This is a genomic window from Bacillus cereus group sp. RP29, assembly GCF_040459765.1.
GTDB lineage: Bacteria > Bacillota > Bacilli > Bacillales > Bacillaceae_G > Bacillus_A > Bacillus_A paranthracis.
Genome location: NZ_JARVHN010000001.1, coordinates 1,344,867 through 1,359,719 on the forward strand (window position 1 = coordinate 1,344,867; position 14,853 = coordinate 1,359,719).

Genomic DNA, 14,853 nt, shown 5'->3' on the forward strand with positions numbered 1-14,853 from the left:
ATAAACAAATGAATCGTGAACTTATTACAAAATCAGCTTCATATTTAAAAGAGAAATTTCAAGAGACACCACAAGTAGGACTAATCCTTGGATCTGGACTAGGTGTATTAGCGGATGAAATCGAGAATGCAGTAACAGTACCTTACAGTGAAATCCCTGAATTCCCAGTTTCCACTGTAGAAGGCCATGCAGGTCAACTAGTATTCGGTACACTTCAAGGTGTAACAGTAGTAGCAATGCAAGGACGTTTCCACTTCTATGAAGGATATGATATGCAAAAAGTAACATTCCCAGTTCGTGTTATGAAAGAACTAGGAGTAGAAACAGTTGTTGTAACAAATGCAGCTGGTGGTGTAAATACATCATTCGAACCAGGCGATCTTATGTTAATTTCAGATCACATTAACTTCATGGGTACAAATCCATTAATCGGACCAAATGATTCTGAAATGGGTGTACGTTTCCCTGATATGTCTACATCATATACAGTAGAGCTTCGCGAAATGGCGAAACAAGTTGCAGCAGACTTAAATATTAAAGTACAAGAAGGTGTATACGTTGGAATGACAGGTCCTGTATATGAAACACCTGCTGAAATTCGTATGCTTCGCACACTTGGTGGAGATGCAGTTGGTATGTCAACAGTACCTGAAGTAATTGTAGCGCGTCACGCTGGTATGAAAGTACTTGGTATTTCTTGTATTTCAAATATGGCAGCTGGTATTTTAGATCAGCCACTTCACCACGATGAAGTAATCGAAACGACAGAACGTGTTAAAGCTAACTTCTTAGCATTAGTAAAAGCAATCGTAAAACAAATGAAGGGGTGACCTCACAATGAGAATGGTGGACCTAATTGCAAAAAAACGTGACGGACATGCATTAACGACAGAAGAAATTAACTTTATTGTTGAAGGATATACAAATGGTGATATTCCTGATTATCAAGTAAGTTCACTTGCAATGGCAATTTTCTTCCAAGATATGAACGATCAAGAACGTGCAGATTTAACGATGGCAATGGTAAATAGCGGTGATACAATCGACTTATCAGCTATTGAAGGAGTAAAAGTAGATAAGCACTCGACAGGTGGCGTTGGTGATACAACAACACTTGTATTAGGTCCATTAGTAGCCGCTTTAGGTGTACCGGTTGCAAAAATGTCTGGACGTGGTCTAGGACATACTGGTGGTACAATTGATAAATTAGAAGCAGTTCCAGGATTCCATGTTGAAATCGAAAATGATGAATTCATGCGTCTTGTAAATGAAAATAAAATCGCAGTTATTGGTCAAAGTGGAAACTTAACACCTGCGGATAAAAAATTGTATGCACTTCGTGATGTCACGGCAACAGTAAACTCAATTCCGCTTATTGCAAGCTCAATTATGAGTAAAAAAATTGCTGCTGGTGCAGATGCAATTGTTCTTGATGTAAAAACTGGAGCAGGTGCATTTATGAAAACAGATGAAGATGCAAAACGTTTAGCAGAAGCAATGGTGCGCATTGGTAATAACGTTGGTCGTAATACGATGGCTGTTATTTCTGATATGAGTCAACCACTTGGTGAGGCTATTGGTAACGCACTTGAAGTACAAGAAGCAATTGATACATTACAAGGTAAAGGACCGAAAGATTTAGAAGAGTTATGTTTAACGCTTGGAAGTCAAATGGTATACCTTGCTGGACAAGCTTCATCTCTAGAAGATGCACGTGAGAAATTAATTGAAGTAATGAACAACGGTAAGGCGCTAGAATCATTTAAAACGTTCTTATCAGCGCAAGGCGGCGATGCATCTGTTGTTGATGATCCTTCTAAATTACCACAAGCACAATTTAAAATTGAAGTGGAAGCGAAGGAAGACGGTTATGTATCAGAAATCGTTGCAGATGAAATCGGAACAGCAGCAATGCTTTTAGGAGCAGGACGTGCGACGAAGGAATCTGAAATTGATTTAGCAGTTGGCTTAATGCTTCGTAAAAAAGTAGGGGACAGCGTGAAAAAAGGTGAATCCCTTGTTACCATTTACGCAAACCGTGAAAATGTAGAAGACGTAAAAGCAAAAATTTATGAGAACATGAAGATCTCTAAAGAGCATGTAGATGCACCAACATTAGTGCACGGCATCGTTACTGAATAATAAAGAAGGGCCAGGGAGTGTTTCTCCTTGGCTTTTTTTACTATTTTTTGTTTATAATAATAATGGGTGAAAATATGATTAGAATTTGTGCAATAACAAAAACAGATGAAGTATTATATGATGTTTCGCTAGAGGAAACAAAGAAAGACCATATTGTATGGTATTGGCTAGATTTATATAAGCCAACGAAAGAAGAGTATACATACATTTTGCAAGATCATTTTAAGTTCCATCCCCTTGCAATTGAAGACTGCATAGAATATGTACAGAGGCCAAAAGTTGATTTTTATGATGGATATAACTTTTTAGTTCTTCATGCATTTGGTGAGGATGGATTAGAACCTCACGAGATTGATTTATTTATTAGTGATCGTTATATTGTTTCTTTCCACTTTTCTCATAACAATGCAATTGAAAGAGTATGGAAAACGCTTGGAGAAAAGAAGCGTATTAAAAATAGTCCCCTGCACGTAGCGCATACAATTATCGATCAAATTGTAGATGACTATTTTGCGCCTGTATATTACATTGAGGATCATTTAAATGCAATTGATGATAATTTAACGGGTGAAACGGCAGGAAGTGTACTAGAAGAAGTATTTGATATACGTGCAGATTTATCGAAGTTAAGACGTACAATTATTCCGATGCGTGATTTATTGTATCGTATTTTAAATTCGACTCGTTTTTACGGTATAAGTGATCATGAAATTTATTTTAAAGATATACATGATCATTTGCTTAAATTGACCGAAATGATTGAAGCAAGCCGGGAGTTAACAGCAGATATTCGAGATAGCTATTTTTCATTAAACTCGCATCATATGAATAACATTATGAAAACATTAACTGTATTCTCGACTATTTTCATGCCATTAACATTTATTGCGGGAGTATATGGAATGAACTTTACGCATATGCCAGAGCTCGGTGGACAATATAGTTATTTTATTTGTTTACTTATTATGGCACTAATTGGTGGCGGCATGATGGCTTGGTTTTATAAAAAAGGATGGTTTAAGTAAAAAACACCGAGGGAAAATTCCTCGGTGTTTTTACTTAACCAATAGCATGTAATACGAACATGGCTAAGAATAAGCATGTAATGATATACATAGACGGTGCGACTTCTTTACGCTTTCCAAGAGCAACTTTTAAGATAGGATAAGCAATAAATCCGAACGCAATGCCATCAGCGATACTATATGTGAGCGGGATCATGACGATAATTAAGAATGCTGGAAATCCTTCTGAAAAATCGTTCAGAGGAATTTGTTGAATGCTTGTAATCATCAGGCCGCCAATAATAATTAAGATTGGTGCAATGGCACTATCAGGAATTAGTTTGACAAACGGAAGTGCAAACAGTGATGCAAAGAATAACAACCCTGTAACGATAGACGTCAGACCTGTCTTTCCGCCTGCAGTAATACCTGCGGCACTCTCTACTGTTGATACGGTAGGGCTTGTGCCAAATAGACCACATGTCATTGCTGAAATTGCATTGGCTTGGTAAGCACGTGGGAATTTACGGTCATCTTCTAATAAACCGTGCAGAAGTCCCATGTTCTCAAAAATAAGCACCATGCTTAAGGAGAATGTTGCAATCCAAAATGGTAAGGAAGAAAGTTTGCCAAATGACATAGCCCCAAACACATCGCCGTAATTAGCGAATGAGAATGAACTATTTCCGATTTGACTTGTATCAACAAGGCCAAACAGCCATGCAATACCAGTTCCTATTGCAATCGTCCATAAAAAGTTTCCACGTACGTTACGAATAAATAATACGAGTGCAACGATAAGAGTAAGCACGGTCGCAAGAACGACAGGGCTACTTAATTTACCCATTGCAACAGCAGTATTTGGATTCGAAACGACTAAACCACCTTTTTGCAATCCGATAAATGCTAAAAATAATCCGATGCCGACAGTGATAGCTTCCTTTAGTGACTTTGGAATCGATACTGAAAGCACGCGAGCGATTGGTGTAAACGCAGCAATTGCAAAAATAATACCAGAGATGAAGACAGCTGCTAATGCTTCCTGCCAAGCTAATCCGAGCGTATGGACAGCAGTGTACGTGAAGAATGCATTTACACCCATACCAGGGACAAGAATAGCAGGTGCATTTGCCCAAAATGCCATGAGCAGACATCCGACAAATGAACTGAAAACAGTTGCTAAAATTCCAGCTTCAAGAGGAATGCCAGCATCGGATAAAATGGATGCATTTACAATCATAATATATACGATCGTAAAAAATGACGTAACTCCAGCTAAAACTTCTTGTTTTGGTGATGTTTCGTGTAAACCTAATTTAAATGTTCTTTCAAGTATTCCTTTCATGTTAAACCTTCTTTTTCATATCCCTCTCCCACCCGTGATATCTCTTTCGTAAGAGCTCACCGTCCTTTATTATATCAGAACATCATGTTTTTACAACAAGGAAAATGATAACGTTTACTTATAAATGAAATTATTTATAAATACGTAAAAATCGCCCGTATTGTAGAAATGATTTCTAATTCTCCCGATTGAATGGGAGGAGACGCTTGTGCATGTAAAGTAGCATAGGACGCGACTTCCCTTGGTAATTGAGCAGATTCTTCAACGAATGAGAGTGGAACAGGATTAATGTTTAAATTGTATGTACTCGCAATAGCACGAGCTTTTTCTACAGCTTGTTGCAGAGCTTGAATGAGAGCTTGCTCATAATATTTATTTGGGTGAGATATTCGAAACCGTAAACCTTTTGCTACGTTTGCTCCATTTGAAACGGCTATATCATATACTTCCCCTGCTTTTTGTACATTTAAAACGGTAATTTCATACAAGTGTTCCACCCGATATCCTTGTAGTAATGCTTTATCATTTACATACTCGTATTGAGGAGTGATCGTATAAGAAATCGTTTCTATATCTTTATCAGCGATACCAAGCTGTTTAAGTGCATCCAGCAATTGTTTTGATTGTACTGCATTTTCTTCTTGCGCTTGTTTCACATTTTTACTATCAGTTCGAATGCCAAGTGTTAGTATAACAACATTTGGTTTCGCTTTGACAACACCCTCACCTTGTACAGTAATAGTCGCTTCTTTACCAGTATTAGCTGTGCGTACATTGTGTAAATAAGGATTCATTCCACCTTGCATCTTCCATCACCATCCTTTTTATATGTATATGTGTGAACAAAAAAGAAATTTGTATGAAAAAGTTACATAAATGGGAATGTTAAAGAAAGAAAGAAAGCATATACAACGAGGGTATTTATAGATTATAATATGTGTAAATATGATAAAAAAGGGACGAGGCTAGTGAACGAAAAAAGAGAAACACTGATTTTAGAGTTATCCGGATCATTTCGAAAGATGATACGTTTATTACAAAATGATATTAATACACGTTTTGCAGAACATATGCCATATAATGAATTTTCTGTATTACGCGCGTTATTTTTAAACAGTCCACAGATGGCTTCGCAAATTGCGAGTGAAGTAAACGTAACCTCCAGTCATATTACTGCTGTTACAGATCGTCTTGTACGAAAAGGATTAGTAGAAAGAAAACGTTCTAATTCAGATCGTCGTATCGTGTACTTAGAAATTACAGAACACGGAAGAGAAGTAACTGAAAAACTAGAAGCTGTACGAAAAGAATATTATAAAGAGAGATTTAAAGGTTGGAGCGACCAAGAAATAGAAATGGTGTTAGAGCTATTTGGCCGCGTATTATAATAAATGAGGATAGGGAGCGACAGCTTTCCTATCCTTTTTCTTTTGAATAAAAACATTTTGAAACTCCAATACTTTAATTAAAAAGAATCGGAGTGAAAAATAATGAAACGTATTTGTACGCTTTTCATTATGATCGGAAGTTTTTTCTGCTTTCATCAATTCGCGGATGCCGCAACGCCTCTTCAAGTCGTTCAAAAAGAATTACAACATATTTCAAATAAGCAACCTGTTTTATATTCAAAACTATGGATTCGCTCTATGCAGAATGCTATTTTATTTCATCACAGTGATAACATTCGGCATGAAGATACGATAAGCAATGTAACGAAGTCTTCTCTTGTAAAAGTAAAACAACTTCCACTTCAAAAAGCATCACAGTACATCCCGAGATTATCACAATATATTTCTAAGTTTGAGGCTGAGAATGTGCAAGTGTATTATGTTGCAGCGCGTTATGAAGTAAAAAAAGAAAATCCGTATCAATTAAATGGAATGAATTATTTTATGCAAGTGTTTATTCAACAAGGTGGAGAATGGAGAATTGCTGAAAGTATAGTTGCTCCAACAGATCAAATTGTCGCAAATGGTGACGGGTTTGGAACGAAACAAGAAAAAGAGTATGGGAAAAGAAGAGAAAATGTGAAATAACCTCCTCATCGAGAGGAGGCTATTTTATTTAAAATTCCAAGAGACTTTCCATTTTAATATTTTAGGTAGGAAGAAATACGTAATGAAACTAGTTACTAAAAATCCGATGTAAAAGCTGGACAATGAGTGCGCTCGACTTAGTATTAAACCTCCAACAATCCCACCAAAGAAAATAGCGCATGCCATTACTAACTTTTGTAACTTTGGATATAATAGATAGTTACCATTTCGCTCATTGATTGAACGGGCATATAAATATATACCGAGTGGTAATAAAAGAATAATATGTGCAATAGGTCCAATCAATGTTTTTGCCGGTGGAATCTTTGTAAAGTTTGGTTCGTTATGACGTACTCCATTTTGATCAGTATAAGCGCTCTGTGGATCATAATTAAAGTAAATACGAAAATCTTCTGCTGGGCTAGAGATACGTATGTTTTCCATCACATCATGTATAAGGCTGTTGTCTTCATGAAATTCAGTGTTTGAGTGAACAGCAATGACTCCGGAGATAAGTGATGGAAGTAAAGCTGGAAAGATTAATATAGTTGTAGTGAGAAATCCTTGCGATATAATATTCCCTGTAATTGTACCTACACATAAGGTAATTGTATAAATAGCGATTAATACAATTAACATGTATATAAAATAACTATGAAAGGGAGAGAATACTTGATATTTATTATGAAAAGTTAACTTTTTCATAATAGCAAATAGCCCCCAGTTTAAAATGACAACTGCGACGATATTACAGATTCCAAATAACCACTTTGTTATATAAAGGTGCGAACGTTTAAAGGGCATAGACCATAACAAGTCGCTAGCGTTATTTTGTCTTTCCCATCCAATTAACGTACAAGCTAGAACGATAAGTACACTACCTAACAGCAGAACAGAATCTAGAAGTGTTAAATCAAAATGGTAATGATATACATAGTTCCACTTTTTATTGTCATTTAGAAATTGTTGCTCTTGAATAGAAGTCATATAGTATTGATATGACAAAGTATAGAAGCTGACGAGCCAAAATAACCATACAACATATTTACTTTGTTGATACGTTCTTAGCCACAGTGCTTTTTGAAACATAGGATCTCTCCTTTAAAAAACTTTATAATTTGTTAGGCGTGATAATATAACATAAGTAATGATTCCGGTTAGAAACAAACCGACATAGTAACTAGGTAGGAAATTAAAATGGTTTATTTTATAGCCGCCTAGTAATGCAAAGTAAATGGTTGAGCCCCATATCCATATCGGTAAACTCTTTTGGAACATAAATATCTTCTGAGTGTTTTCATTTGGTGATCTTGTATATAAATATGTTCCAAGTAGTAAGTAAACTAATGTATAAAAAATCGGAACTAACATTGATTTTGCTGAATAATATATATGAGATGCTGGATCTCTTAAAGCAGTTGGATTGTTCTCGATCTTACGGGATTCCGGATCATAGTAATAATTGATAGAAAAATGACTAATTGGTGCAGCTGTATTTGTTTTTTGATTGATTTCATAAAGTTGTCGATATAAGTTTTCATTTTTAATATTTGCAGCGTATAAATGGTTAGTTGTAAAAGTGTATAGTAATGTAATAAATGTAACCCCTGCTAGTAACCATGGAACACAAAAAATAATCTGCGAAACGATGCTTCCAGTAAAAGTACCGATACATAAGGAAGCTGTATAGACTGCAACATAAGAAACTATCGCATAAAGAAAGTATCGATGAAACGGACTAAAAGATTGATAATCAAAATGAATCGTTGTTCTATAAATAACATACATAAGAACCCAATTGATAAGTAATGAGCCCACAATACAAAATGAACCGAAAGCCCATTTTGATAAGAAAACATCTTTTCTTTTAAATGGCAATGTCATAAGTAGTGTATTAGATTGGTAGCTGCGTTCCCATCCTATCAATAAGCAGGCTAAAGCGATAATAAGAATAGTTAACCAAAAACTATTACTTTCTCCTGAAGAAAAAATATAAAAATAATAATACTGTTTCCCCTTTTCTTGTAATTCATAATACGCATCAAGTTGTTGCTGAGCACTTCTATAGTAGCCAAAAGGTAACAAGTAAAACGAACTAAAGAAGAATAGTAACACAGCATATTTCCCGCGCTTCCAATTCCACATCCATAACGCCTTATGAAACATACCCATCCTCCTCCAGTGTCGTAACGAAGACATCTTCAAGCGACATTGTTAATTCTTCAATGAGCAGTGGTTGTTCTTTATAAAACTTTTCCAGTGTTGTAGCTACATTTCCCTCGATTAAGATTGTATATACTTTTCCTGTTTGATTTAATATTTTAATATTGCTTAAGTTTTCTAGTTTTTGAGGTAGTGAACGTTCATAAGCTACTTGGATTTTAGCAAATCGTGATTTGGCATCGTCTAGTGATGTAATAGACGAAATAGTATGGCCTTTTAATATAATGATTGTATCTGCAATTTGTTCCACTTCATCTAAATGGTGAGTGGAGATGAAAATGGTAATCTCTTTTTCTGCAACTTCTCCAACGAGAAACTGTAAAATTTTCCTTTTCACGATAGGATCAAGTCCATTTGTCGGTTCATCTAAAATGATATATTCTGCTTTTGTAGAAACAGCTAAAATGATGGCGAGCAGTGCTTTCATTCCTTTTGAGTAACTACGAATTCTTTTGTTTGGTAAGTTAAAACGTTCTAACAGTTCATAGAAATATGCTTCATCAAATGCGGTATAAACCTCTTTGTAAAACTTTACAATTTCTTTTACCGTATATCCGTTCAATATGTTAGTAGAATCCGGAACATATACGATTTTTTGCTTTATTTCAGGACACTGATGAACGTTTGTATCTTCATATGTAACAGTCCCTTCATCAGGGTCTAAAATGCCGACCATCGTTCGTAATAAAGTTGTTTTCCCCGCACCGTTTCTTCCGAGTAATCCGATGATACTCCCTCTTTGCAATGTGAAAGAAACATCATCTAAAATCGTTTGATTATCAATTGTTTTCTTCAAGCTTGTCACTTTCAGCATCCGCATTTCCTCCAATCTCTTTATAGTATGAATCTATCCAATCATGAATTTTATCTTTCGTAACACCAAGATAAGAGGCTTCTAATAGTAATTGATGAAATTGCTTTTCAACCATAGCGATTTTCCTTTCGTCTAATGTTGGGGTAATCGATTGGGATACAAATGTTCCTTTTCCTCGTAATGTTTCAATAATCCCTTGTCGCTCTAACTCTTGATACGCTTTACTCACTGTATTTGGATTTATAACGAGTAAAGAAGCGAGTTCTCGTACAGAAGGTAGTTTGTCACTTGGAGCTAACATGTTCTTTAATACGAGTTCTTTTATATTTTGAACAATTTGTTCCCATATCGGAGTGTTGCTTCTTGGATCAAGTTGAATATGCAAGAGCAATGTCTCCTTTCTAACTTGTATTAAGTGTACTATTTCGAGTAATACACTTAATACAATAAAGGTGATGAATTTGTTTGTCAACTGAAAATGTTAGAAAAATATGGTATTAAAAAACAGTGAATTGGAAAAAATAGGTTTGATATAGAATGGAGGGTTAGTCATGAAGCGAGTTTTTGGAATACTTGTTTGTTTCATGTTATTGCTTTCTGGTACTTCAGTTAGTTTCGCACAATCTGAGAAGACGAAGCAGGATAAAACAGAAGAAACAACGCCGAAGTTAGCAGAACAAGCGTCGTCAGCAATCGTAATTGAACAAGATACAGGTAAAGTTTTGTTTGATAAAAATCCAAATGAGAAATTACCGCCTGCTAGTATGACGAAGATTATGACAATGCTATTAATTATGGAACAAGTTGAAAAAGGAAAACTAAAACTGACCGATAAAGTGAGAGCAAGTGAGCATGCAGCTTCAATGGGTGGATCACAAATCTTTTTAGAGCCTGGAGAAGAGATGACCGTAAATGAAATGCTAAAGGGTATTGCAATTGCATCTGGAAATGATGCGTCTGTTGCAGTAGCAGAGCATATCGCTGGTTCAGAAGAAGGTTTTGTAAATATGATGAACAAAAAAGCGAAAGATTTAGGACTGAAAAATACTCATTTTCAAAATCCGACAGGTCTTCCGGCTAAAGATCATTATTCCACAGCAAATGATATGGCTATAATGGCGAAAGAATTGATGAAGTACCCACTTATTCGCAAATACACAGGAAAATACGAAGACTATTTACGTGAAGATACGGATAAGAAGTTTTGGCTCGTTAATACGAATAAGTTAGTGCGTTTTTATCCTGGAGTAGATGGTGTAAAAACGGGCTTTACGACAGAAGCAAAATATTGTTTAACAGCATCGGCTGAAAAGAATGGGATGCGTGTTATTTCAGTTGTTATGGGAGCACCTACATCGAAAGAACGGAACAATCAAGTAACGAAGCTTCTTGACTACGCATTTGGTCAATATATGACAAAGAAATTGTATACACGAGGCGAAAAAATTAAGACTGTCCAAGTAGGAAAAGGGAAAAAAGAAAAAGTAGATTTAGTTGCGTCAGATAATGTATCTCTTCTTATGAAGAAGGGCGAAAATATGGACAAGGTAAAGCAAGAAGTAATTGCTGAAAAGAAAGTGAAAGCGCCGATTAAAAAGGGCGATGCGCTTGGTACACTTGTTATAAAAAAAGATCAAGATGTTTTATTAAAACAAACAATTGTAGCAAAAGAAGATGTTGCTGCAGCGAGCTGGTGGGAGTTATTTAAAAGAAGTTTTGGGATGTTTTCAACATCAAAATAGCGGCAAATATTTTGCCGCTTTTCTATTCGTATGTAAGTAAATAATTGCTGAATGGTTTCACTTTATGGCGAAATAGTTCTTCTTTTGTCAGTAGGAAGGATTCTTATGTTGTATCACGAAAATCTTTATGTATGTAAATGAGTAAAGTTTGAGCATAAGGAGGAAATCGTGTGAGTCTTTCCATGCAATTAGAAGTAAAACGTGACGTCCTATGTGTGAGGCTAGCGGGTGAATTAGATCATCATACTGCTGAAGAGTTGCGAACGAAAGTAACAGATATGATTGAGACACATGGTGTTCATCATATTGTTTTGAGCCTAGAGAACTTATCGTTTATGGATAGTTCTGGTTTAGGTGTTATATTAGGCCGATATAAGCATGTAAAGGGATTAGGTGGAGAAATGGTTGTTTGTGCAATTTCACCGCCTGTTAAACGTTTATTTGAAATGTCGGGCTTATTTAAAATTGTTCGCTTAGAAGAAAGTGAAGCGCATGCGCTCGCGACGTTGGGGGTGGCATAAATGAGAAATGAAATGAACCTTCAATTTTCAGCGTTAAGTCAAAATGAATCGTTCGCTCGCGTTACAGTAGCTGCTTTCATTGCACAAGTAGATCCTACGATGGAAGAACTTACAGAGATTAAAACAGTTGTGTCAGAAGCGGTTACGAATGCAATTATTCATGGGTACGAAGGAAATGCAGAAGGTGTTGTTTATATTTCTGTAATTTTGGAAGAAGCAATGGTGAAACTCACGATTCGAGATGAAGGGATTGGTATCTTTAATTTAGATGAAGCGAGACAACCCCTTTTTACAACTAAACCTGAATTAGAGCGTTCCGGAATGGGATTTACTATCATGGAAAATTTTATGGATGAAGTAGAAGTTATTTCAAACGAATCTTTCGGGACAACAATCCATTTGACAAAATACTTATCAAATAGTAACGCTCTATGCAATTAAGGAGAATAGCCTATGGACATAGAGGTCAAAAATGAGAAGAAGAAACCTCAGTTAAAGGACCACGAGCTAAAAGCGTTAATTCAAAAAAGTCAAGATGGAGATCAACAAGCAAGAGATACAATTGTTCAAAGTAATATGCGTCTCGTATGGTCGGTTGTGCAACGTTTTCTTAATCGCGGATACGAACCAGACGATTTGTTTCAAATTGGATGTATTGGACTCTTAAAATCGGTAGATAAATTTGATTTATCTTTCGACGTGAAATTTTCAACATATGCAGTTCCCATGATTATTGGCGAAATACAACGATTTTTACGTGATGATGGATCAGTGAAAGTAAGTAGGTCTTTAAAAGAAACAGGAAACAAAATTCGAAAGATGAGAGATGAGCTTTCGAAAGAATTCGGAAGGGCTCCAACGATTAATGAAGTAGCTGAAGCGTTAGAACTAACGCCAGAGGAAGTGGTTCTGGCGCAAGAAGCAAGTCGTGCCCCTTCATCCATACATGAAACGGTGTATGAAAACGACGGAGATCCAATTACTATTTTAGATCAAATTGCAGATCAATCTGAAACGAAATGGTTTGATAAAATTGCTTTAAAAGAAGCAATTAGAGAATTAGATGAGAGAGAGCGTTTAATTGTATATTTACGCTATTATAAAGACCAAACTCAATCAGAAGTAGCAGAGCGAATAGGTATTTCGCAAGTGCAAGTTTCAAGACTTGAAAAGAAAATATTAAAACAGATGAAAGATCGAATAGATGAATAGTTATCTATTCGATCTTTTTTTATGACTTTAATAGGAGGAGATTGTAAACTTTCTTAAAAATTAACAGAATTTATTGATAATTTAGTAAATTTAAAATATAATCCAATTATGAACTTGTCACAAAGGGGGAAGGAAATATGGAAACGAGGCAACAATGGGGAACGAGGGCTGGATTCATTTTTGCAGCGGTCGGCTCTGCCGTTGGATTAGGAAACATATGGCGTTTTCCTTATACGGCGTATGAAAATGGGGGAGGCGCATTCTTTTTACCGTACTTATTCGCATTATTAACGACTGGTATTTCATTATTGGCGTTTGAATTTGCTCTTGGGCACCGTCACCGTGGTTCAGCACCACTTACGTTCTTCCGTATTCATCCGCGTGCTGAATTTATCGGTTGGTGGCAAATGTGTGTAACATTTATCGTTTCAACATATTATGCAGTAATTATTGCTTGGTCTATTTCATATACGTATTTTGCAATTACTGGCGCATGGGGGAAAGATACGGAATCATTTTTATTTAAAGAGTATTTACATGTTGCAGATAAACCGGGACAGTTTGGAGGGCTCGTACCGGAAGTATTAATTCCACTAGCTCTCGTTTGGATTATTGTGCTTGGTGTTGCTTTTAAAGGAGTTAAAAAAGGAATCGAAGTTGTGAACCGTATTTTCATCCCTTTACTAGTTGTTATGTTCCTTATTATCGTAGTTCGTGCAGTGACGATGGAAGGTGCAATGCAAGGATTAGATGCATTCTTTAAACCAGATTGGAGTCGTATTTTTGACGGAAAAGTATGGCTTGCTGCTTACGGTCAAATCTTCTTTAGCTTATCTTTAGCATTTGGAATTATGATTACGTATTCTAGTTATTTACCGAAAAACTCAGATACAACAAATAATGCCTTTATTACTGGATTTGCAAACTCAGGATTTGAATTATTAGCAGGGATTGGGGTCTTTGCGGCTCTTGGATTTATGGCAAATAATATGGGAGTACCAGTTGATAAAGTGGCAAGTGCTGGTGTAGGGCTTGCGTTCGTAGTATTCCCGCAAATTATTAATGAATTACCGATGTCACCTTTATTTGGCGTATTATTTTTCTTATCATTAACGGTTGCCGGAATTACATCCCTCATCTCGCTTGCGGAAGTATGTTTTGCTGCTGTATCTGAAAAGTTCAGCTTAAGTCGCCAAAAAACAATTGGAATTATGGGGACGCTTCTCGTACTCGTTTCTCTCGTTTTTGCGACACGTGGCGGGCTTATGTTCCTAGATGTTGTGGATTACTTCGCTAATAACTTCGGATTAATTACAATTGCTCTAGCGGAAGTAGTTACGATAGGACTCATTTTACGTCGTTTACCAGTTTATCAAAATCACGCAAACTTCGTATCTGATATTAAGTTAGGGACGTTTTGGAGAGTGAGTTTACTCGTTATTACTCCGCTTATGTTAGGGTACATGTTAATTGATGGTACAATCCAAAATATTAAAAAGAACTATGGAGGTTACCCAACGGAGTTTGTCGTAACATATGGTTGGTCAATTGCAGCAGCGTTCCTTATCATTGCGCTAATCATTAGTTTAAAGAAATGGAATGCACAAATACATTCAGATTCTGCTAAGCTTGAAAAAGAATGGAAAGATCGAGGTGTTTCATAATGAGTGGATCAGCGATTATGATGATGGTTATTGGAATAGTAGTCATTTGGGGAGGGCTCGCATTAAGCATTGCAAATTTATTTAAGAAAAAAGCATAAACTAAAAAACATCTGTACCGAAATGGTACAGATGTTTTTTTATGAAAAAATT

General features: G+C 36.1%; 17 protein-coding genes. 11 read left to right on the forward strand and 6 right to left on the reverse strand.

Translation table 11 applies throughout. From position 1 onward, the window contains the following. Positions 1–8 precede the first annotated feature (8 nt). The 3 genes from QCI47_RS07100 (at position 9) to corA (ending at position 3,167) form a co-directional block, all read left to right on the forward strand. Positions 9–830, forward strand: a complete 822-nt coding sequence (locus tag QCI47_RS07100) for a purine-nucleoside phosphorylase (RefSeq protein ID WP_001078446.1) — start codon at positions 9–11, stop codon at positions 828–830. 7 nt (positions 831–837) lie between these two features. Continuing rightward, on the forward strand, positions 838–2,142 hold the full coding sequence (locus tag QCI47_RS07105; RefSeq protein ID WP_001243079.1) for a pyrimidine-nucleoside phosphorylase: 1,305 nt from the start codon (positions 838–840) through the stop codon (positions 2,140–2,142). Positions 2,143–2,204: 62 nt separating this feature from the next. After that, positions 2,205–3,167, forward strand: coding sequence for a magnesium/cobalt transporter CorA (gene corA / locus QCI47_RS07110; protein ID WP_001998197.1), 963 nt, complete (start codon positions 2,205–2,207; stop codon positions 3,165–3,167). Positions 3,168–3,201: 34 nt separating this feature from the next. On the opposite strand, the gene QCI47_RS07115 is transcribed toward corA, so the two are convergent. Further along, on the reverse strand, positions 3,202–4,491 hold the full coding sequence (locus QCI47_RS07115; RefSeq protein ID WP_071741827.1) for an NCS2 family permease: 1,290 nt from the start codon (positions 4,489–4,491) through the stop codon (positions 3,202–3,204). A gap of 134 nt (positions 4,492–4,625) precedes the next feature. Next, complete coding sequence (locus tag QCI47_RS07120; RefSeq protein WP_001161455.1) at positions 4,626–5,297, reverse strand: SIMPL domain-containing protein; 672 nt, start codon at positions 5,295–5,297, stop codon at positions 4,626–4,628. A gap of 162 nt (positions 5,298–5,459) precedes the next feature. On the opposite strand from QCI47_RS07120, the gene QCI47_RS07125 reads away from it, so the two are divergent. Further along, a complete protein-coding gene (locus QCI47_RS07125; protein ID WP_001003315.1) occupies positions 5,460–5,879 on the forward strand; it encodes a MarR family winged helix-turn-helix transcriptional regulator in 420 nt (139 codons plus the stop codon). Between the two features lie 102 nt (positions 5,880–5,981). Next, positions 5,982–6,527 (forward strand): hypothetical protein, encoded by a 546-nt coding sequence (locus QCI47_RS07130; protein WP_000820919.1) that lies wholly within the window; start codon positions 5,982–5,984, stop codon positions 6,525–6,527. Between the two features lie 24 nt (positions 6,528–6,551). Here QCI47_RS07130 and QCI47_RS07135 read toward each other — a convergent pair whose 3' ends face one another. Genes QCI47_RS07135 through QCI47_RS07150 form a run of 4 tightly spaced genes read right to left on the reverse strand, consistent with a single transcriptional unit; the run spans position 6,552 to position 9,949 of the window. Then, a complete protein-coding gene (locus QCI47_RS07135; RefSeq protein ID WP_000486552.1) occupies positions 6,552–7,616 on the reverse strand; it encodes an ABC transporter permease subunit in 1,065 nt (354 codons plus the stop codon). 12 nt (positions 7,617–7,628) lie between these two features. Then, positions 7,629–8,693, reverse strand: coding sequence for an ABC transporter permease subunit (locus QCI47_RS07140; protein ID WP_074543084.1), 1,065 nt, complete (start codon positions 8,691–8,693; stop codon positions 7,629–7,631). Beyond that, on the reverse strand, positions 8,683–9,564 hold the full coding sequence (locus tag QCI47_RS07145) for an ABC transporter ATP-binding protein (RefSeq protein ID WP_000922152.1): 882 nt from the start codon (positions 9,562–9,564) through the stop codon (positions 8,683–8,685). Before QCI47_RS07145 ends, QCI47_RS07140 begins: the two co-directional genes overlap by 11 nt. Continuing rightward, the gene (locus tag QCI47_RS07150) at positions 9,530–9,949 is read right to left on the reverse strand and encodes a GntR family transcriptional regulator (RefSeq protein WP_000548033.1); all 420 of its coding nucleotides are present in this window, start codon (positions 9,947–9,949) and stop codon (positions 9,530–9,532) included. The genes QCI47_RS07145 and QCI47_RS07150 overlap by 35 nt, the downstream gene beginning before the upstream one ends. A 166-nt stretch (positions 9,950–10,115) precedes the next feature. Between QCI47_RS07150 and dacF the strand changes: the two genes are divergently transcribed. From dacF to QCI47_RS07180, 6 genes are all read left to right on the forward strand, one after another. Beyond that, on the forward strand, positions 10,116–11,306 hold the full coding sequence (gene dacF, locus QCI47_RS07155) for a serine-type D-Ala-D-Ala carboxypeptidase DacF (protein WP_000831986.1): 1,191 nt from the start codon (positions 10,116–10,118) through the stop codon (positions 11,304–11,306). Positions 11,307–11,476: 170 nt separating this feature from the next. Continuing rightward, positions 11,477–11,827: an anti-sigma F factor antagonist gene (gene spoIIAA, locus QCI47_RS07160; protein ID WP_000059133.1), complete on the forward strand. Its 351-nt coding sequence runs from the start codon at positions 11,477–11,479 to the stop codon at positions 11,825–11,827. After that, the gene (spoIIAB, locus tag QCI47_RS07165) at positions 11,828–12,268 is read left to right on the forward strand and encodes an anti-sigma F factor (protein WP_353811731.1); all 441 of its coding nucleotides are present in this window, start codon (positions 11,828–11,830) and stop codon (positions 12,266–12,268) included. A gap of 12 nt (positions 12,269–12,280) precedes the next feature. Next, the gene (gene sigF, locus QCI47_RS07170) at positions 12,281–13,039 is read left to right on the forward strand and encodes an RNA polymerase sporulation sigma factor SigF (RefSeq protein WP_000350729.1); all 759 of its coding nucleotides are present in this window, start codon (positions 12,281–12,283) and stop codon (positions 13,037–13,039) included. A 137-nt stretch (positions 13,040–13,176) separates the two neighbouring features. Next, a complete protein-coding gene (locus QCI47_RS07175; protein ID WP_000450064.1) occupies positions 13,177–14,703 on the forward strand; it encodes a sodium-dependent transporter in 1,527 nt (508 codons plus the stop codon). Then, the gene (locus QCI47_RS07180; protein WP_000016826.1) at positions 14,703–14,801 is read left to right on the forward strand and encodes a methionine/alanine import family NSS transporter small subunit; all 99 of its coding nucleotides are present in this window, start codon (positions 14,703–14,705) and stop codon (positions 14,799–14,801) included. Before QCI47_RS07175 ends, QCI47_RS07180 begins: the two co-directional genes overlap by 1 nt. Positions 14,802–14,853 lie beyond the last annotated feature (52 nt).

Excerpts from the sequence above, each read along its gene's own strand:
- spoIIAB (WP_353811731.1), top strand. The coding sequence starts at position 11,828 with ATGAGAAATGAAATGAACCTTCAATTTTCAGCGTTAAGTCAAAATGAA.
- QCI47_RS07105 (WP_001243079.1), top strand. The coding sequence starts at position 838 with ATGAGAATGGTGGACCTAATTGCAAAAAAACGTGACGGACATGCATTA.
- dacF (WP_000831986.1), top strand. The coding sequence starts at position 10,116 with ATGAAGCGAGTTTTTGGAATACTTGTTTGTTTCATGTTATTGCTTTCT.
- QCI47_RS07100 (WP_001078446.1), top strand. The coding sequence starts at position 9 with ATGAATCGTGAACTTATTACAAAATCAGCTTCATATTTAAAAGAGAAA.
- QCI47_RS07130 (WP_000820919.1), top strand. The coding sequence starts at position 5,982 with ATGAAACGTATTTGTACGCTTTTCATTATGATCGGAAGTTTTTTCTGC.
- corA (WP_001998197.1), top strand. The coding sequence starts at position 2,205 with ATGGGTGAAAATATGATTAGAATTTGTGCAATAACAAAAACAGATGAA.
- QCI47_RS07115 (WP_071741827.1), bottom strand. The coding sequence starts at position 4,491 with ATGAAAGGAATACTTGAAAGAACATTTAAATTAGGTTTACACGAAACA.
- QCI47_RS07140 (WP_074543084.1), bottom strand. The coding sequence starts at position 8,693 with ATGTTTCATAAGGCGTTATGGATGTGGAATTGGAAGCGCGGGAAATAT.
- QCI47_RS07145 (WP_000922152.1), bottom strand. The coding sequence starts at position 9,564 with ATGCTGAAAGTGACAAGCTTGAAGAAAACAATTGATAATCAAACGATT.
- QCI47_RS07135 (WP_000486552.1), bottom strand. The coding sequence starts at position 7,616 with ATGTTTCAAAAAGCACTGTGGCTAAGAACGTATCAACAAAGTAAATAT.
- QCI47_RS07120 (WP_001161455.1), bottom strand. The coding sequence starts at position 5,297 with ATGCAAGGTGGAATGAATCCTTATTTACACAATGTACGCACAGCTAAT.
- QCI47_RS07180 (WP_000016826.1), top strand. The coding sequence starts at position 14,703 with ATGAGTGGATCAGCGATTATGATGATGGTTATTGGAATAGTAGTCATT.
- sigF (WP_000350729.1), top strand. The coding sequence starts at position 12,281 with ATGGACATAGAGGTCAAAAATGAGAAGAAGAAACCTCAGTTAAAGGAC.
- QCI47_RS07175 (WP_000450064.1), top strand. The coding sequence starts at position 13,177 with ATGGAAACGAGGCAACAATGGGGAACGAGGGCTGGATTCATTTTTGCA.